Source organism: Rhodococcus sp. I2R (assembly GCF_020889545.1).
GTDB lineage: Bacteria > Actinomycetota > Actinomycetes > Mycobacteriales > Mycobacteriaceae > Rhodococcoides.
In genome coordinates, this window is record NZ_JAHUTG010000002.1 from 81,864 (window position 1) to 99,534 (window position 17,671).

Genomic DNA, 17,671 nt, shown 5'->3' on the forward strand with positions numbered 1-17,671 from the left:
ACCGCACATGCACAGCACTTTGATCGTCGCGCGTATGGACCCATCCGCGAATGTGGACGTCGCAAAGATCTTCGGCGAGTTCGACGAAGGGGATATGCCACACCTCATGGGAACCCGACGCCGTCAGCTATTCCACTACCGAGGGTTGTACTTCCACCTCCAGGACTTCGACGAGACGAACGGTCCGGAGCGGATAGAAACCGCCAAGTCCGATCCGAGATTCGTCACGATCAGCGAAGACCTGCGACCGCTGATCCAGGCGTATGACCCCTCATCGTGGAAGTCTCCTGCCGATGCAATGGCCACACGTTTCTACGACTGGGAGGCGAATCGGTGAGCCGACGGCGTGTAGTGATCACAGGCGTCGGGGTCATGGCGCCGGGTGGAATCGGTACCAAGAACTTCTGGCAACTGATCAGCGAAGGCAAGACCGCCACGCGTCCGATCGCATCTTTCGACGCATCGAACTTCCGGTCTCGTATCGCCGCTGAGATCGATTTCGAACCGAGCGAGCACGGACTCAGCAGCCGCGAGATCAGGCGAATGGACCGGGCCGCGCAGCTCGCTGTAGTTGCTACACGAGAAGCTATGGCAGACAGCGGTATCGAGCTCGACAAGCACGATCCCTACCGGGTCGGCGTATCCGTCGGAACCGCGGTCGGGGCGACGATGAGCCTCGAGGAGGAGTATCAGGTGGTCAGCGACTCGGGCCGTTTGGAGCTCGTGGACCATGACTACGCGGTACCGCATTTGTACGACTATCTGGTTCCCAGCTCGTTCGCGGCAGAAGTTGCCTGGTCCGTGCACGCGCAGGGGCCGACGACGGTGATCTCGACAGGATGCACTTCAGGGCTCGACTCGGTCGGCCATGCAGTCGACCTGCTGAGAGAGGGATCCGCGGACGTCATGATCGCCGGTGCGTGCGAGGCTCCTCTGTCTCCGATCACGCTCGCGTGTTTCGACGCTATCAAGGCCACAACCCCTCGAAACGACGACCCCGAACACGCGTCGCGTCCTTTCGACAACACTCGGAACGGCTTCGTGCTCGGTGAGGGAGCTGCCATGTTCGTTCTCGAAGAGTTGACCAGTGCTCAACGACGCGGCGCCAAGATCTACGCAGAGGTCGGTGGCTTCGGATCTCGTTGCAACGCTTTCCATATGACAGGTCTGCGACCCGACGGCGCCGAGATGGCCGCGGCCATCGGTGTTGCGCTGGACGAGGCCGGAACCGATGCCAGCGACATCGATTACATCAACGCTCACGGCTCGGGGACGAAACAGAACGATCGTCACGAGACGGCAGCATTCAAGCGTTCGCTCGGCGAACACGCCTACCGAACGCCGGTCAGTTCCATCAAGTCGATGATCGGGCACTCGCTCGGCGCGATCGGATCGATCGAGATCGCAGCATCGGTGTTGGCGATGGACAACAATGTCGTGCCTCCTACGGCCAACCTTCACACCGCCGATCCCGAATGTGATTTGGACTATGTCCCGATCACAGCCAGAGACTGGAAGACCGATTCCGTACTCACAGTCGGTAGCGGATTCGGCGGATTTCAGAGTGCGATGGTCCTCACCACTCCAGAAAGGGGTGTGGGATGAATAGCTCGACGGTAGTTACCGGTATCGGAGTGGCATCCCCCAACGGGCTTGGCACCCAACAGTACTGGGACGCTACTTGCAACGGTGCGAGTGGGATCGATCGGATCGCAAGCTTCGATGCGACCGGGTATCCTCTTCACCTCGCCGGTGAGGTCAGGCACTTCGAGGCCTCAGTGCATCTGCCGAGTCGGCTGCTTCCCCAGACCGACCGAATGACGCGGCTGGCGCTCACAGCGACCGATTGGGCGCTCCTTGACGCCGGAATCGAAGCAGACACATTCGACAGCTTGGACTTAGGAGTCGTGACGGCCGCGTCGGCGGGTGGTTTCGAATTCGGCCAGAACGAACTGAAGAAGCTTTGGAGCCAGGGGAATCAGCATGTCAGCGCCTATCAGTCGTTTGCTTGGTTCTACGCTGTCAACTCCGGTCAGATCTCCATCCGAAACAACATGCGGGGTCCGAGCGGCGTCGTCGTGAGTGATCAGTCAGGCGGGCTCGACGCTGTTGCCCACGCGCGGAGGCAAATTCGAAAAGGAACCAAGGCTGTCGTCACGGGTGGAATCGATGCGACGATCTGCCCTTGGGGCTGGGTAGCACTGCTTGCCAGCGGCAGACTCAGTACCAACCCCGACCCCGCAAGCGCGTACCTGCCATTCGACGCACGCGCCTGCGGCCACGTACCGGGAGAGGGCGGCGCCATCCTGGTCATCGAGGATGCACAGCAGGCGCGTGGCCGAGGTGCCCGAATATATGGCGAAATCGCTGGTTATGGAGCAACATTCGATGGAGTCGAACGGAAGGGTGGATCCGAGGGACTGATTCGCGCCATCGAGGTCGCACTTGCGGACGCGCACGTGTGCACCGACGACATCGATGTGGTGTTTGCCGACGCTGCCGGCGATCCGAGTCTTGATCGCAGTGAGGCAGACGCGTTGAAGCGACTGTTCGGTGAACGGGGAGTACCGGTTACGGCGCCCAAAACGATGACTGGGCGTCTGTACTCGGGCGGCGGGGCGCTGGACCTGGCAACCGCGTTGTTGTCCATATCCGAGGGCGTCGTGCCTCCTACGATCAATACCGAACTCGACTCGGAACTCGGACTCGACCTGGTGTCGGGATCAGCCAGAGCACAAGTTGTTCGACATGCACTCGTCCTTGCCCGCGGCCACCACGGCTTCAACTCCGCCGTCGTTGCCCGCGCAGCCTGATCATCCACACTCCACTAGGAAAGGCAGTTTCATGAGCACAGAGACCTTTACGCTCGACGATCTCAAGAGGATCCTTCTGGCCGGCGCGGGCGCCGACGAGACAGTGGATTTGGACAGTGAGATCCTCGACACCGAATTCGAACTCCTAGGGTACGAATCGCTTGCCTTGCTTGAAACTTGCGGCAGAATCGAACGCGAATACGGAATTTCGCTCGACGAGTCGCTCGTCGTGGAAGCTACGACCCCTCGCCTGCTCATCCAGGCAGTCAACGAACATCTCGACCGCGTCGGTCACAGTGCTGATCAGATCGCCTCGCCCAGGGCGTCGAGCGCGGCGTCACCGGTCGCCCTGGTATCGGGGGCGACGAGTGGAATCGGGCTCGCAATTGCGCGGTCACTCGCCGAGTCCGGGCATCGTGTCTTCATCGGGGCCAGATCGGCGGACAACGTCGCAGCGACGGTGAAGCAACTGAACGAGGATGGGCTCGATGTGGACGGAACCACTGTCGACGTCAGGTCTGGTCAGGACATCCACAACTTCGTTCAGGCAGCGGTCGACAGGTATGGATCCGTCGACGTGCTCGTCAACAATGCCGGCCGAAGTGGCGGCGGGGTCACTGCGGAAATCGACGACGAGTTGTGGGATGACGTCATCGACACCAATCTCAACAGCGTCTTCAGACTGACCAGGGAAGCGTTGAACACGGGCGGAATGCGTCACCGTGGGCGCGGACGGATCATCAACATCGCTTCGACGGCAGGCAAGCAGGGTGTCGTTCTAGGCGCACCGTACTCGGCGTCCAAGCATGGTGTGGTCGGGTTCACGAAGGCGCTCGGAAACGAGTTGGCACCTACCGGCATCACCGTTAATGCGGTGTGCCCCGGCTACGTGGAAACCCCGATGGCCGCTCGTGTCCGCCAAGGGTACGCAACCGCCTACGGCACCTCGGAGGCCGCCGTGATGGACAAGTTCACAGCCAAGATACCGCTGGGACGGTACTCGACTCCGGAAGAAGTCGCAGGCCTGGTCACTTACTTGAGCACCGACACAGCAGCTTCGATCACCGCACAGGCGATCAACGTGTGTGGCGGACTCGGCAACTTCTAGACCTCATTCTCCGAAAGGAACCACCATGGCACCGAACTCTGTGCACGAAGTAGAGCACACCATCGACATCGCGGCGCCGGCCGACGAGATCTACGGACTGATCGCCGACGTCGAGAACTGGCCTCGATTGTTCCCTCCGACGATCTTTGTCGAACTGCAGGATCAGTCGAACAGCGAACAGACCCTGCGAATCTGGGCATCTGCAAACGGCGAAGCCAAGACATGGAAGTCCCGGCGCACGTTGCACCCATCCGCCCGCCGGATCGCCTTCCGCCAGCTGGTCTCGACGCCACCTGTCGCCGCAATGGGCGGAGAATGGATCGTCGAGGCATCATCGGACACCACGTCGACGGTGCGACTGCTTCACGACTACCGAGCAGTCGACGACGATCCGGCGGGACTCGCGTGGATCTCTGAGGTCGTCGATCGGAACTCCCGATCGGAGCTTGCGGCGTTGAAGGCGAACTCGGAGTTGGTTGTGCACTCCGCTGATCTCGTGCTCGAATTCGAGGATTCGATCCAGATCGACGGTGCAGGCAAGGACGCTTTCGACTTCGTCAATGAAGCGCACCTCTGGGCCGAACGGCTGCCACACGTATCGAGCGTGCGCCTGGACGAACCGTCTGCTGGGCTCCAGACGTTGGAGATGGACACCACGGCTCAGGACGGCACGACTCACACAACCAAGTCGTTCAGGGTGTGCGTGCCATTCGAGCAAATCGTCTACAAACAAACCACATTGCCCGCGTTGATGAGTGTTCACACAGGCCGGTGGACCTTCGTAGAGAACGACGGCGGGGTGCGAGCAACCTCGCACCATACGGTCGTTCTTCGGGAGGAGAACTTCGCGCGGATCCTAGGTGCCGATGCCGGCGTCGAACAGGCACGAAAGTATGTACGAGATGCGTTGGGTGCCAACAGTCGGGCGACCCTCGGCCATGCGAAAGACTACGCCGAACGAGTTCGCTGAGTATGCGCACTACGCTCGAGGCTCGAGTCGTGATCGTCGGGGCCGGGCCTGTCGGACTCACATTGGCCGGCGAGCTTGGTCTGCGTGGGGTCGACGTCGTCGTACTCGAACGCCGTGAGGTACCGTCCACGGAATCCAGGGCATCGACGCTGCATGCACGCACCATGGAGCTTCTCGCCTTGCGCGGTCTCCTGGACGAGTTCGGCGAGCTTCCACACGAACCTCTCGGGCACTTTGGAGGTATCCCGCTCGATCTGAACCTGCCGAGTCCTTATGCAGGACAGTGGAAGGTTCCGCAAACTCGTACGACCGCAATTCTGCGATCGTGGGCCATCGATCTGGGTGCGGTTGTACTAGAGGGACATTCACTGTCCAAAGTGACCACGACGTCGTCGGGCATCGTGGTCCGGGTAGACAGCCGACACGGGTCGCGCAACCTACTGGCGTCGTATCTCGTCGGCTGCGACGGAGAGACCAGTACGACCGCACGACTGATGAACACCGAGTTCGCGGGCCGGTCCTCGGACCGGCAGCTGCATCGTGTGGATGTCACGGGAATCGACATTCGCAATCGAAAGTTCGAGCGTCTCACTTCGGGTTTGGCCATCGCAGCGAGGCGAGAAGACGTCACACGGGTGATGGTTCACGAGTTCGGATCCAACCCGGCCGACGGCCGCAGCGATTCCACGTTCGACGACATCGCTCGCATATGGAAGCGAGTGACCGGAGAGGATATCCGAAGCGCGAAGCCACAGTGGGTCAACAGCTTCGGCAACGCATCACAGCAGGCGAAGCAATACCGTTCTGGGCGGCTCTTCCTGGCAGGCGACGCCGCGCATCGGCAGATGCCGGTCGGTGGCCAGGCACTCAACCTCGGCATGCAGGATGCCTTCAATCTTGGGTGGAAGCTTGCGATGGCTGTGTGCGGCTCAGGTGACGAACGTCTGCTCGACAGCTACCACGACGAACGTCACGCTGTCGGAGCACGTGTGTTGGCAGGAATCGAGGCCCAGGCCTCGCTCTTGCTCGGCGGGCCCGAAATCGAACCCCTGCGTTCGATCTTCACTGCACTCCTCGAGACCGAATCAGTACAACAGCAGCTGGCCGCGACAATCAGCGGATTGGATATCGATTATCGCCGCGAGCGCAGTCCTGGGCAGTCCACAGTGTGCGGATCGCGAGTGCACCCCGACGTCGTTGCCTCCGATCCGAGAGCTGCGGACGATCTGCGCCAGGGCCGCGGCGCTGTCATCGACTTTCGACCCGATTGTTCTCCTCGATGGTGGCAGATCATCCGACCGGACGGTTACGAAGAGTGTGAAGGGATCGGATCTTCACCGTACTCGACATTCGAAGAATGGCACCGATTCACGCAGTTCGACAGAGAACCACAACGATTGGAGACTTCATGACTCGTCTACAGGGAAAGACCGCACTCGTCACCGGCGCAAGCCGCAATATCGGGCGGGCGATAGCGACTCGGCTCGCAGCCGACGGTGCGTTGGTCGCCGTCCACTGGTCGTCGGACGCCGATGCTGCTCTCGACACCGTCACGTCGATCGAAAAGAACGGTGGTCGAGCGTTCACAGTACGAGCAGACCTCGAAACGCCGGGCGCGATTCATCAACTTTTTTTCGAACTCGAACAGGGCCTGAAAGAGAGGACCGGATCCTCCAGCTTGGACATTCTCGTCAACAACGCCGGAGTGATGGGAGGTGTCTCGCCGGAGGACACCACTCCCGAACAATTCGACCGCCTCGTCGCCGTGAACGCCCGAGCCCCGTTCTTCATCCTGCAGCGGGCAACTACCAACCTCAACGACGGGGCGCGGGTGATCAACATCTCTTCAGGTTTGACTCGCGTCGCGAATCCGCAAGAAGTTGCGTATGCGATGACGAAGGGCGCCGTGGAGCAACTCACGATGCACATGGCCAAACATCTCGCGCCACGCGGTATCACTGTGAACAGTGTTGCGCCGGGGATCACGAGGAACGGAAATCCGGTATTCGGTATGCCCGAGGTCGTCGAACAGATGGCGTCGTTGTCTGCCTTCAATCGGGTCGGTGAGCCAGACGACATCGCTGATGCGGTGGCGTTCCTCGCTTCCGACGACGCTCGATGGATCACTGGCTCGACGCTGGACGCAAGTGGCGGGACCCTGCTGGGTTGATTCTCGAGCGACGACGCGAACCACTCCGAGCGACGACAAGGAGCGAGCGTGGACAGAACGATCGAAGTGTCGAAAGGTAGCTACAGCAGCGCAGTTCGACCTGCCGCCGCGTGGGGGTTGCTGGCGTTGCTTGCTGCGAACATGCTGATCGATGCGCTCGAAGTGTCCATCATGGTGGTCGCCATGCCGGTGATAGCCGAGGACCTCGGCTATCACCGTGTCACCGCTGTCTGGCTCGTCAGCGGGTTCGCGTGTGGGTTCGCCGGAGCATTGATGATCGGCGGTCGATTGGCCGAGAGGTTCGGTCGGCGACGGGTGTACCTACTTGCGCTCGTGCTGTTCGTCACGGTGTCGCTGGCGGGCAGCATCGTCGTAGATCCTGTGCTTCTGAGCGGTATTCGCGTGATCAAGGGAATGTGTGCTGCGCTCACTGCGCCTTTGGGTTCGGCCATCATCGCTACGACATTCGCGGACAAACGAGGACGTGACCGAGCACTGTCGATCTATGCATTCGCGGGCGGCTCCGGTTTCGCTGCCGGCTTGCTCGCGGCAGGCTTTCTGACTCTGCACGACTGGAGGCTGACGTTTCTGGTACCTGCGATCGTGGTGTCGGTGATTCTCGTCGCAGGGGCTCGGCTGATACCGAAGGACCCACGGCGCGGGCAGAATTCGATCAACCGATTTGCGCCCTTGGGTGCAGCAAGCGCCCTGTTCTTCGCACTCGCGGTGATTGCGGCAGTCTCAGCGATCAGTACAGCCGCGACCTACGGCTGGCGCGACCCTCGAACAGTGGTGTGTGTGGCCGTTGCAGTGCTTTTTGCGGGCGGGCTGGTTCGATCGGAGAGAAACAACGGGGAACCCCTGTATTTCTCACCGGCACTAGCCAACCGAACTCTGCTGAGCTCGATGGTCTGCGCGGCGGCGATGAACGGCACGAACCTTGCCTTGCTGGTGATCGTGACCATGCGGCTGCAATACGATCTCGGGTGGACTGCGCTACATGCAGCGCTTGCGGTGCTGCCTGCGAGTGTGCCACTGGTTCTGGCCGCACCCCTCTCGGGCATCCTGATCGCGAGGTTCGGAACCGCGCCACTGACGGCGGCCGGCATGATGTGCACTGGCAGCGCCGCACTGACATTCGCAGTTCCCGAAGCGCCGACCGACTACACAGTCGATGTACTTCCCGGGATGCTACTGCTCGGAGCTGGCTTCTCATTCGGATTTGCCGCGTTGAACTCTCGGGCGACAAGCACCGTCGACGACGCCCACAAGTCGGCGGCAGGAGGCCTGTATCAGACTGCAGTGCAATTGGCCGCTGCCTTCGTCCCGATGGCTGTTGCGCTGTGCTGGGTTGTCGACCAACAACTCGCTGCACGTGTAGCGATCGTCGTCGCACTCCTCGGAATCCTGTCCGCTTGTGTGGGCATCTGGATTTCGAGGGCCCCACTATCCGATGAAGACCGATCGAAGGAGCAACAATGACCGAGGGCACCATGCAATTGGCAGTCGTCTGCGCAAGTGTGCGGGACGGTCGGCTCGGACCGACGATCTCGGAGTGGTTCGTAGACCACGCGAAACAACGCGACGATCTCCAGGTTGACTACATCGACCTTGCCGACCATCCGTTGCCTTACCAAATTTCCGAGAATCCCTCGCCCGAGGATGCGCACGCACTCGAGCAGATCACCCCGAGGCTCGAGCGAGCAGACGCCTTTGTGCTGGTGACGCCAGAATACAACCATAGTTTCCCGGCGTCACTCAAGCACCTGATCGATTGGCATGGGACACAATGGCGCGCAAAGCCAGTCGGATTCGTCTCGTACGGCGGCATCGCGGGTGGTTTGCGTGCGGTGGAACAGCTGAGACCGGTGCTGGGCGAACTACACGCAGTAGCGCTGCGCGAAAGCGTCAGCTTTCCGATCGTCTGGAACAAGTTCGACGAGTCAGGGCAACCCGTTGACCCCACCGATGCCATCTCCGCGGCAGATAAGATGATCGAGCATCTTCTCTGGTGGGGACATGCATTACGCGAAGCTCGGCGAACCCCGCCGACGTGGTGAGAGATGATCGCGGGCGATAGCAAGCGGGGTGGTTCGCCGGACTACACGTCGACTCCTTCGGGGTGTGAATCGAATGACTCTCGTGTTCGAACGCTAGTGCTTGGCAATAGAATATCGGTCGGTGCAACGCTTCATGCGCCTGCCGGCGTCGTACCGCGCGCGGTGGTCGTCGCTGTCCACGGTGCAGGTATGACGGCGGACTATTTCGATGCTCGGTCCGAGCCTTCGTTGTCACTATGTGCGACAGCAACTCGGCTCGGGTACTCGGTACTGACGATCGACCGACCGGGATACGGTGCACACGCGGAACGTTATCCAGCGGGGCTATGCATGGACGACCAGGCGACCGCTATCGGCGAGGCCCTCGAGGACTTCGTGCGCAATCATCCGATCGGTGCAGGCTTGTTTCTACTCGCTCATTCCTACGGGGGAGCGGTTGCATTGACGATGGCGTCGAACGCTGGAGGCCCGTCCTTCATCGGTATCGACGTGTCCGGTATCGGCCACGAATTTGCAGTCGGCGCCGCACCTTTGGATCGTTCGCATGCAGATCTCGCGTGGCCGATGAACTGGGGGAAGCTGAGCTTCTATCCACCTCGAACCTTCACGTTCGCCGTCGGCATGGTAGCTGAGGTACCTGCGTGCGAGTTGGACGACATCGCCGGATGGCCTGAGCGCTTTTCGCTGGTTGCCGAGAGGATTGGCACGCCGGTGCGCTTCACGTTTGCCGAGTACGAACAGTGGTGGATTCACGACGACGATGCGCTTGATGTACTGCGTTCGCGTTTCGGTAGTTGTCGAGTATCGATCGACGTTCTACCGCAAACCGGCCACAACATCAGCCTGGGGTGGACCGCAGCGGCGTACCACCTCAAGGCGCTTGCATTTCTCGAGGAATGCCTCGGCGAACGTGCATCGAATTCGGGCTTGCGCACTGCTTGATGCAGGAATGAAAACTTCGCAGAATACTTGACACTTCTTGACATTGCGCTCTGTTGTGGTGGGCAAGAAGATGAATCAGACTCGACATAGCAGTCAACATGCAATTCGCTATCGGCGACGAGACCGCCACGCTGGATGTCCCTTCACAGTATCCGGATTCCGGCTGGTGGTCGGGCTCACAGACCGGAGGAGTTCAGTGTCAGAAAATCTTTCATCATTCTACGACTGGTTTTCCGAACGAAATATCAAGAATGACTATCACATCGATATTGCATCGCTGAGTGCGCTCGAAGGGTGGAAGGTCGATTCGGATGGTTCAGCCATTCGCCACCGGAGTGGCAAGTTCTTCTCGATCGAGGGACTGTCGGTCGAAACCCAGGAGATGGAGTCGCACTCCTGGTCTCAGCCCATCATCAACCAGCCCGAGATCGGAATTCTCGGGATCATCGTCACCAAAGTCGGCGATTCCTATCACTTCTTGATGCAGGCCAAAATGGAACCGGGAAACATCAATCTCATTCAGCTTTCACCGACGGTTCAAGCGACACGCAGCAACTACACGCGGGTGCACCGTGGGAGCGCAGTTCCTTTCCTTGAGCACTTCGTTGCCGCCCGTCCTGGCTCAGTCGTGTTCGATTCGTTGCAATCCGAACAGGGTTCCTGGTTTCTCGGAAAGCGGAACAGGAACATGATTGTCGAAGTTCCCGATCGGTTGCCCGCAGGTGAAGACTTCATTTGGTTGAGCTTCGAGCAGATAGCGGCTCTGCTCCGCGTGCCGAATCTGGTCAATATGGATTCACGTACAGTCCTGTCCGGGTTGCCGTTCCTCGCCATGGACGACAATTCCACCGACAGTTCAGCGGTCCACAGTCTCGGGGACCTGTTGAGCTGGTTCACCGAAGCCAAGTCGCGGCACCGCCTGGACCGGCGGACGGTACCACTGCACAGTCTCCCGGGGTGGGAATTCGACGGCGACAAGATCCTGCGTCCCGACGGGCGGCACTTCACCGTGATCGGCGTAGACGTTGCTGCCACCAATCGCGAGGTGGCACACTGGTCACAGCCCATGCTTCGACCGATAGGTCGCGGCGTGATCGCCTTCGTCGGAAGGTTGTTCCACGACGAGTTTCATATCCTGGTTCATGCTCGCACCGAGGCAGGGACAGCCGACGTGGTCGAGATGGGCCCGACTGTCGCGTGCATCCCCGCGAGCTACGAGAACCTTCCGAGGGCGGAGCGCCCACCGTTTCTGGACCTGGTGGAGCAGTCCGACACGGTGGATGTGTTGGTCGACGTCGTGCATTCCGAAGAGGGGGGACGCTTCTTCCACGCCGAGAGCCGCTATCTCGTCGTTGACGTGGGCGAGAGTATCGGACAACAGGTGCCCGAAAACTACTGCTGGATGACTGTCGAACAACTGACCGGCTTCGTTCGGTACAGCAACCACGTCAACGTCGCAGCGCGCTGCTTGTTGAGCTGCATGGCTGACGGAGTTGCCGAGCGAACCGCGGTGACGCGGTGACCGAACCTCAGGTAGGACGCGCAATAGTCCTCGGTGCGACCGGTTTTGTCGGCACCCACGTGTGCACCGCGCTTGTCGCATCGGGATACGAGGTCCTCGGAGTCGCGCGTGGAAGACCAGCTCGTGAATTTCCCTACACATTCCTCGAATTGGATGTCTCGGCAGCAGCTGCGAGCACCATCGGCGGAGTCGTGGATTCCTTCGAACCCGACCTGGTCGTCAATACAATCGGCAGCATCTGGGGGCGATCCGACGATCAGATGTGGTCTGCGGCCGCACAGCCGGTAGAGTCCCTGCTCGCCGGGCTGAGAAATGCCGATCACCGGCCATGGCTCGTCCACTTGGGTTCGGTACTCGAGTACGGGACGATCGGTGTGGGGGAGACGGCAAATGCACGTCGCGACGCAGCACGCCCGACGGGTGCATACGGCGAGGCAAAGCTTGCCGCGACGGAATCCATTCTCGATGCGGTTGTCGAAGGCCACATCGACGCAGTCGTTCTGCGAATCGCGAACGTATCCGGGCCGGGAGCGCCCAACATCAGTCTTCTCGGACAGGTCGCACGGCAACTTGCAGATGCAAAAGTCTCCGGCGTGCCTGCAACGATCACGCTTGATGCCCTTACGGCGCAACGTGATTACGTAGACGCGCGCGATGTCGCAGACGCGGTGGTCGCGGCGGCCCGGGTGCGCTTACCGGGTACGGTCCTCGACATCGGACGCGGCGAAGCAGTCGGCGTCAGGGAGATGGTCCGGATGCTCCTCGACATCAGCGGGGTCGACGCCGAACTTGCAGAGAGAGAACCCGCCACCTCTGGTGGAAGTCCGCGGTGGACACAAGTGGATATCGGCCCAGCGCGGGACCATCTGGGATGGGTCCCGACGAGGTCCATATACCGGTCGATCGAAGACTTCTGGTTGGACACCATCGCGAACATCGAGCGTCCGCATACCCACGCCGTCCATCCCACTCGAGCGTAACCGGAGGCGTGTGATCATCACCGAAACGTGCACACTCGAAGCGCTATCGAAGGGCGGGACTCCGTGAAGATTCTGTTCGCAGCACACTCCAGTCAAGCCAGTGCCTTCGCACTGGCACCACTTGCACGGGCAGCAAAAGACTCGGGACATCAAGTCGTCATGGCAGGTTCGATGCAGACGATCGATGCCATCACCTCGTCCGGACTGCCTGCATATCCCGTCACTGAACGTCCGCTGTCCGAGTTCATCCTTTTCGATCGTGATGGTGAACGTGTTCCGCCTGCATCGACCGACGTAGACATGGTATTCGGTGCCGGCCGGTTCTTCGGACGGTACGCGGCGACTGCATACCACTCGTTGAAGTCGCTTACGAAGACTTTCAGTCCTGATGTAGTGGTCGGGGGCAGCCTCTCCTTCGCAGCCCCCTTGATTGCAGCCCGGCTACAGGTGCCTTACGTTCGACAGACCTGGGACATGTACGAAATCGCGCCCTATATTCCAGGAGCGGAGGCTGAACTTGCGTCCGAAATGGCGGAACTCGAGCTTCGGAACCTCCCGGAACCGTCGACCACGTTGGATGTCTCTCCTGCCATGCTGCAAACACGGCATGACGATTCACCGCACAAGCCGTTGCGGTTCGTACCGTCGAATACGCAAACAGCGATCGAACCCTGGATGCTGACTGCTCCGGCGGGTCGAAAGCGTATCTGCGTCACGATGGGCAGCAGAGTAGAGACAACCGATACCTACGACACCAGTTTCAAGAAGCTCAGAGACCTCGTGAAAGCGTTGTCGCACTTGGACGCCGAACTTCTCGTCGCTGCACCTCGTGCGGTCGCCGATAGTGTTCGACACCTTATCCCACACGGTCACGCAGGATTCATACCTCTGGATTTCGTCGCTCCGTCCTGCGACGCGATCATTCATCATGCAGGCGGAGTCAGTACCTTGACTGCTCTCGACGCCGGAACCCCGCAGATTATGCTCCCAGATGCCGAGATCTGGCAACGTACCACCGATCGAATCGAGGCGTACGGCGCTGGCGTGTCGGTTCACCCTGGTCCCGACGTGGTGGATCGTGCGGTGGACGCGTGTGACCGGGTCTTGTCCGACAACTCGTATCGATCGGCGGCGCAGGAGTTTCAGGCACAGATTCGAGCGATGCCGACCCCTGCGGAACAGGTTGCCGAAATCGAGTTTCGACGATGAGGATTGCGTTAGCAGCGGTACCCGCTTACGGTCACGTCTACCCACTCATGCCTCTCGCTCTAGCATGCCGAGACTATGGGCACGACGTCGAGGTCGCCTGTGGACCTCCTTTCGCCGGTCGTCTACCCGTCCCGACCGTCGAGGGATTTCCGGACGAACTCACGCTGTCCGACGCCGAAAAATATGTCGCAGGGGTAGATCTCGATCCAGGGGATCCATTCGCGGCACCCCGGTGGATGTTCGGTGAGTACATCGGTTCGAGAACTCGTGCGGCTCTCCGGGAGATTTGGGCTAGGCGAAAACCTGATCTCGTGGTGTACGAAATGACCAACATCGGTGCCGGCGCTGCCGCGCAAGACCTGGGAATTCAAGCTATCCCCTTCGCTATCAGTCGTTGGGAAGGCTTTCCTGCACAATTGTTCGCCGACGCGAAAATCTCCCCCGAGGTCATGATCGATCCACTGCCACCTACCTGGCGCGGGGTGACTTCGGCGGGGTCACCCAGCCGACTGAATACTCGGACCGTTGCGTGGAGCGAACCCAATGGCGCCAGTCCATGGAGTCATTCCAGCGGCACTCGTCCAAGGGCCTACCTCACCATGGGGACAGTGTCGTTCGGCGCAGTCGATGCTCTACGCCAGGCGGTTCACGAGACCTCTGCTGCGGGCTTCGATGTTCTGGTGGCAGTGGGCCCCGGAGGCGATACCCGTGCACTCGATCCGGTTCCTGCATCGGTGCGCGTGCTGAAATTCGTAGATCAACCGAACGTTTTGGCAGGAGCGGATGTCGTAGTCCACCACGGTGGGACCGGAACGGTGCTCGGTGCATTGGCAGCGGCCATTCCGCAGGTTGTCATTCCACAGGCGGCCGATCAGTTCGCCAATGCAGCGCGAATAGATGAGCTCGGACTTGGCCGGTCGGTACCCGCCAAGTCACCCTCCGGTGCGATCGCCGCAGCTGTCGCCGATGTGCTCGCCGATACCCATGCCATTCGAAGGCTGGAGGAGATCGCGACCGAAATCGCGAATACCCACGGTCCCGAATCGACCTGTCACGAACTCGAGAAACTCGTAGACCGCAGCGAGTGAGACAAGACTTCACGCCATTGGAATCAGCGGGCTCCGCATCCGTGCAGGAACGTCCGGACCGCCGCTGCGACTGCGGCGGCGGTTTCCCCTTCCTCGTGCACGCTGCCGCAGTAGAAGGGCGGTATGGCCGCTGACGTCAACAGCGAGAAGTGCTGTGCAGCGGTATCGGAGTCGTCGATTTGCAGCAGGCCCTTGTCGTTCAAACGCTGGAAGTAGTGGGCGAGTTCCCGGCGAACCCTCATCGGCCCGGTTCGTAGCCACGCGTCGACCGTCGCTCGCGGAAGGTGTTTCGACTCAGCAGGCATCTGCAGGACAAGTGCGAAGTGGTCCTGGAATCGCGTCACCGTGGCGGACCACTCAGTGGCGAATGCCACGAACACCGCCTCGACGTCCGCGCCCGAGGCCAGACCACCGAGATGCCTGTCGATGAGCTCTACCTGAACGTCCGCGACTCGCGCGGCACTCTCGTGAATGGAGGCTCTGAACAACTCGGCCTTGTCCTCGAAGTGGTTGTAGATCGTGCGCGTCGACACCTTTGCTTCAGCAGAAATTGCGTCGAGTCCAGCTCTGCTGAAGCCTTCGCGGGCAAAGACGGCGAGTGCAGCGGTGAGGATCGCGTTTCGTTTGTCGATCAAGCCGCCTTTGGGGCGCGTGTTCGTGCTCATGCTGGTTTGATCCCTTCCACGGTTACTTCACCCGTGTTAGCCTACAACAACGGCCATGGCAAATAGCTGCATTTCATACTGTAATGCCTAGGCCGAGACCGAGCGGCGTTCCGCGCCGAGCGCCGCTCGCCGAGATTGCATCGGACCTTGGGCCGCCCGCTGCCGCGCGGCGCACGTGTATTTAGCGAGCAGTGACTTCCGGGACATTGAACTACTCAATCGAGGCGGGGAATAGATGCTGGACACGATGAGCGCCAAGGGAACATGGCACGGTAACGGTGTATCTGCGGCCGACATTCAGGTGTCGAACGTACTGATCGTCGAGAACGACCTCCCGCATACCGAGACGTTGGCGCGAGGTCTGGAACGGCACGGCCACAGGGTCACTTGCGTCGCCACGGGGGACGAGGCACTTCGTGCTCACGAGGATGCGTCCATTGTCCTGATGGACTTGGAACTACCGGATCTTGACGGGCTCGAGGTATGCCGAGGTATTCGATCTATCAGCGACGTTCCCCTTATCGCGCTCACCGCGCGTGAGACCGAGTTGGACTTGATTCTCGGTTTTCAAGCCGGCGTCGATGACTACTTGGTCAAGCCGTATCGCTTCCGTGAACTTCTCGCGAGAATGAACGCCGTCAGCCGCCGAGCCCAACATTCGTCACACCCGGCCGACCGTGTTATTACTCATGGGCCCCTTCATATTGAAGTACCCGCGCGTCAGGTATACCTCGATGGAAGACCGATCTCGATGACTCCCAAGGAATTCGATCTTCTTCATCTGCTCGCGTCGTCGCCCAGTTGCGTACTGGCGCGCAAGCAGATCATGCGTCGCGTCTGGGGTGACTGCTGGTCCCGGCGAACGCTCGACACACATGTCAGCAGTGTGCGCAGCAAGCTGGGGTCCGCCGATTGGATCATCACAGTTCGTGGCGTCGGCTTCCGGCTTGGCTACGACATCGCGAGTCGAAGCATGAACGATCGTAGTCTCGTTCGTGCTTCGACTTGAAAATAGTTGCATCACTGCATATCCACGGCTGTACGGACGATACCGAATCGGCGCGTTCTTGACGAAGTTTGACTTCGCCATGACACCGGCGGTCTTGTGTCGACACCGCAGCCCCGCGATGATTGTCGTGTGCGTCGGACTATCCCGAGGCACGAACACTTCGGTCATCGGAGTCGAATGGCGAAAAAGTGAGGACTCTGAAGTGATGAAAGGAATAATACTGGCGGGCGGAAGCGGAACACGGTTGCATCCGATAACCCTCTGCGTCTCCAAACAGCTTCTTCCCGTGTACGACAAACCGATGATCTACTATCCGCTGTCGGTGCTCATGCTTGCCGGTATCACCGATATTCAGATCATCACCACCCCTCGTGATCTACCGGCATTCGAAGGTTTGCTCGGCGACGGATCGCGCTACGGTCTCGCCATCTCCTATGTGGAGCAGGCCGAACCGAGGGGACTGGCTGACGCCTTTCTGCTGTCCGAACGCCATATCGGGCATGAATCCGTGATGCTAGTGTTGGGTGACAACATCTTTCACGGACCGGGGTTCAGTTCCACGCTGCAGAAGACGGCCAGCGGTGTCGATGGGTGCGTTCTGTTCGGATACCCCGTCCGTGACCCGCAGCGATACGGCGTGGCACAAGTCGACGACGTGGGAGCTCTGATCGATATCCAAGAAAAACCCACTGCGCCGCTGTCGAATATCGCAATCACCGGCCTCTACGCCTATGACAACGATGTAGTGGACATTGCGAAGACGCTGGAACCATCCGCTCGTGGGGAACTGGAAATTACCGACGTGAACCTCGCCTATCTGCGTGAAGGACGCGCGCAGCTGGTGGAGCTCGGCCGGGGATTCGTGTGGCTCGACACCGGAACGCATGAAAGCCTTATCGATGCAGGGCAATACGTCGAGACCCTCGAACGACGACAGGGGGTACGGATCGCATGTCTCGAGGAGATCGCGCTCCGAATGAACTTCATCGACAAGGACGAGTGCTATCGCCTGGGAGAGCAGCTCGCCAAGTCCCCCTACGGGCAATATGTCATGGACGTGGCTTCCGGACAGTGACGCCGGAGTTAGTCAGCTCTGAAGCACTACGAACTCGCCAACTCGAATTCAAGGAGTGAA

Annotated in this window: 17 protein-coding genes; 16 read left to right on the forward strand and 1 reads right to left on the reverse strand. The window is 60.2% G+C overall.

All coding sequences use genetic code 11. The features are described from left to right. Positions 1-7: 7 nt before the first annotated feature. From KVY23_RS01995 to KVY23_RS02060, 14 genes are all read left to right on the forward strand, one after another. Positions 8-337, forward strand: a complete 330-nt coding sequence (locus KVY23_RS01995) for a TcmI family type II polyketide cyclase (protein ID WP_230555102.1) — start codon at positions 8-10, stop codon at positions 335-337. Next, complete coding sequence (locus tag KVY23_RS02000) at positions 334-1,605, forward strand: beta-ketoacyl synthase (RefSeq protein ID WP_230555103.1); 1,272 nt, start codon at positions 334-336, stop codon at positions 1,603-1,605. Before KVY23_RS01995 ends, KVY23_RS02000 begins: the two co-directional genes overlap by 4 nt. Continuing rightward, the gene (locus tag KVY23_RS02005; protein ID WP_230555104.1) at positions 1,602-2,813 is read left to right on the forward strand and encodes a ketosynthase chain-length factor; all 1,212 of its coding nucleotides are present in this window, start codon (positions 1,602-1,604) and stop codon (positions 2,811-2,813) included. Before KVY23_RS02000 ends, KVY23_RS02005 begins: the two co-directional genes overlap by 4 nt. A 31-nt stretch (positions 2,814-2,844) precedes the next feature. Next, complete coding sequence (gene fabG, locus KVY23_RS02010; RefSeq protein WP_230555105.1) at positions 2,845-3,921, forward strand: 3-oxoacyl-ACP reductase FabG; 1,077 nt, start codon at positions 2,845-2,847, stop codon at positions 3,919-3,921. A 25-nt stretch (positions 3,922-3,946) separates the two neighbouring features. Continuing rightward, the gene (locus tag KVY23_RS02015; protein WP_230555106.1) at positions 3,947-4,891 is read left to right on the forward strand and encodes an aromatase/cyclase; all 945 of its coding nucleotides are present in this window, start codon (positions 3,947-3,949) and stop codon (positions 4,889-4,891) included. Positions 4,892-4,893: 2 nt separating this feature from the next. After that, entirely contained in the window at positions 4,894-6,303 is a 1,410-nt protein-coding gene (locus KVY23_RS02020) for an FAD-dependent oxidoreductase (protein WP_230555107.1), read from the forward strand. Further along, positions 6,300-7,061 carry an SDR family oxidoreductase gene (locus tag KVY23_RS02025; RefSeq protein WP_187346709.1) on the forward strand — a complete coding sequence of 254 codons (762 nt, stop codon included), beginning with the start codon at positions 6,300-6,302 and terminating at the stop codon, positions 7,059-7,061. Before KVY23_RS02020 ends, KVY23_RS02025 begins: the two co-directional genes overlap by 4 nt. A 48-nt stretch (positions 7,062-7,109) precedes the next feature. Next, positions 7,110-8,543 carry an MFS transporter gene (locus KVY23_RS02030; RefSeq protein ID WP_230555108.1) on the forward strand — a complete coding sequence of 478 codons (1,434 nt, stop codon included), beginning with the start codon at positions 7,110-7,112 and terminating at the stop codon, positions 8,541-8,543. Next, complete coding sequence (locus KVY23_RS02035; RefSeq protein ID WP_230555109.1) at positions 8,540-9,121, forward strand: NADPH-dependent FMN reductase; 582 nt, start codon at positions 8,540-8,542, stop codon at positions 9,119-9,121. The genes KVY23_RS02030 and KVY23_RS02035 overlap by 4 nt, the downstream gene beginning before the upstream one ends. 3 nt (positions 9,122-9,124) lie before the next feature. Next, entirely contained in the window at positions 9,125-10,063 is a 939-nt protein-coding gene (locus tag KVY23_RS02040) for an alpha/beta hydrolase (RefSeq protein WP_268994638.1), read from the forward strand. 196 nt (positions 10,064-10,259) lie between these two features. Beyond that, positions 10,260-11,585, forward strand: coding sequence for an NDP-hexose 2,3-dehydratase family protein (locus tag KVY23_RS02045; protein WP_230555111.1), 1,326 nt, complete (start codon positions 10,260-10,262; stop codon positions 11,583-11,585). Next, complete coding sequence (locus KVY23_RS02050; RefSeq protein WP_230555112.1) at positions 11,582-12,565, forward strand: NAD(P)-dependent oxidoreductase; 984 nt, start codon at positions 11,582-11,584, stop codon at positions 12,563-12,565. The genes KVY23_RS02045 and KVY23_RS02050 overlap by 4 nt, the downstream gene beginning before the upstream one ends. Before the next feature lie 63 nt (positions 12,566-12,628). Next, on the forward strand, positions 12,629-13,774 hold the full coding sequence (locus tag KVY23_RS02055) for a glycosyltransferase (protein WP_075838331.1): 1,146 nt from the start codon (positions 12,629-12,631) through the stop codon (positions 13,772-13,774). A gap of 47 nt (positions 13,775-13,821) precedes the next feature. Further along, entirely contained in the window at positions 13,822-14,862 is a 1,041-nt protein-coding gene (locus KVY23_RS02060) for a glycosyltransferase (protein ID WP_230555113.1), read from the forward strand. Between the two features lie 23 nt (positions 14,863-14,885). On the opposite strand, the gene KVY23_RS02065 is transcribed toward KVY23_RS02060, so the two are convergent. Next, positions 14,886-15,527 (reverse strand): TetR/AcrR family transcriptional regulator, encoded by a 642-nt coding sequence (locus KVY23_RS02065; RefSeq protein WP_206509246.1) that lies wholly within the window; start codon positions 15,525-15,527, stop codon positions 14,886-14,888. Positions 15,528-15,774: 247 nt separating this feature from the next. On the opposite strand from KVY23_RS02065, the gene KVY23_RS02070 reads away from it, so the two are divergent. Both KVY23_RS02070 and rfbA read left to right on the forward strand, forming a co-directional pair. Then, positions 15,775-16,536, forward strand: a complete 762-nt coding sequence (locus KVY23_RS02070; RefSeq protein ID WP_230555114.1) for a response regulator transcription factor — start codon at positions 15,775-15,777, stop codon at positions 16,534-16,536. Between the two features lie 205 nt (positions 16,537-16,741). Continuing rightward, positions 16,742-17,611, forward strand: a complete 870-nt coding sequence (gene rfbA / locus KVY23_RS02075) for a glucose-1-phosphate thymidylyltransferase RfbA (RefSeq protein ID WP_075838401.1) — start codon at positions 16,742-16,744, stop codon at positions 17,609-17,611. Positions 17,612-17,671 lie beyond the last annotated feature (60 nt).

Excerpts from the sequence above, each read along its gene's own strand:
- fabG (WP_230555105.1), top strand. The coding sequence starts at position 2,845 with ATGAGCACAGAGACCTTTACGCTCGACGATCTCAAGAGGATCCTTCTG.
- KVY23_RS02025 (WP_187346709.1), top strand. The coding sequence starts at position 6,300 with ATGACTCGTCTACAGGGAAAGACCGCACTCGTCACCGGCGCAAGCCGC.
- KVY23_RS02040 (WP_268994638.1), top strand. The coding sequence starts at position 9,125 with ATGATCGCGGGCGATAGCAAGCGGGGTGGTTCGCCGGACTACACGTCG.
- KVY23_RS02015 (WP_230555106.1), top strand. The coding sequence starts at position 3,947 with ATGGCACCGAACTCTGTGCACGAAGTAGAGCACACCATCGACATCGCG.
- rfbA (WP_075838401.1), top strand. The coding sequence starts at position 16,742 with ATGAAAGGAATAATACTGGCGGGCGGAAGCGGAACACGGTTGCATCCG.
- KVY23_RS02070 (WP_230555114.1), top strand. The coding sequence starts at position 15,775 with ATGAGCGCCAAGGGAACATGGCACGGTAACGGTGTATCTGCGGCCGAC.
- KVY23_RS02060 (WP_230555113.1), top strand. The coding sequence starts at position 13,822 with ATGCCTCTCGCTCTAGCATGCCGAGACTATGGGCACGACGTCGAGGTC.
- KVY23_RS02035 (WP_230555109.1), top strand. The coding sequence starts at position 8,540 with ATGACCGAGGGCACCATGCAATTGGCAGTCGTCTGCGCAAGTGTGCGG.
- KVY23_RS02065 (WP_206509246.1), bottom strand. The coding sequence starts at position 15,527 with ATGAGCACGAACACGCGCCCCAAAGGCGGCTTGATCGACAAACGAAAC.
- KVY23_RS02020 (WP_230555107.1), top strand. The coding sequence starts at position 4,894 with ATGCGCACTACGCTCGAGGCTCGAGTCGTGATCGTCGGGGCCGGGCCT.
- KVY23_RS02005 (WP_230555104.1), top strand. The coding sequence starts at position 1,602 with ATGAATAGCTCGACGGTAGTTACCGGTATCGGAGTGGCATCCCCCAAC.
- KVY23_RS01995 (WP_230555102.1), top strand. The coding sequence starts at position 8 with ATGCACAGCACTTTGATCGTCGCGCGTATGGACCCATCCGCGAATGTG.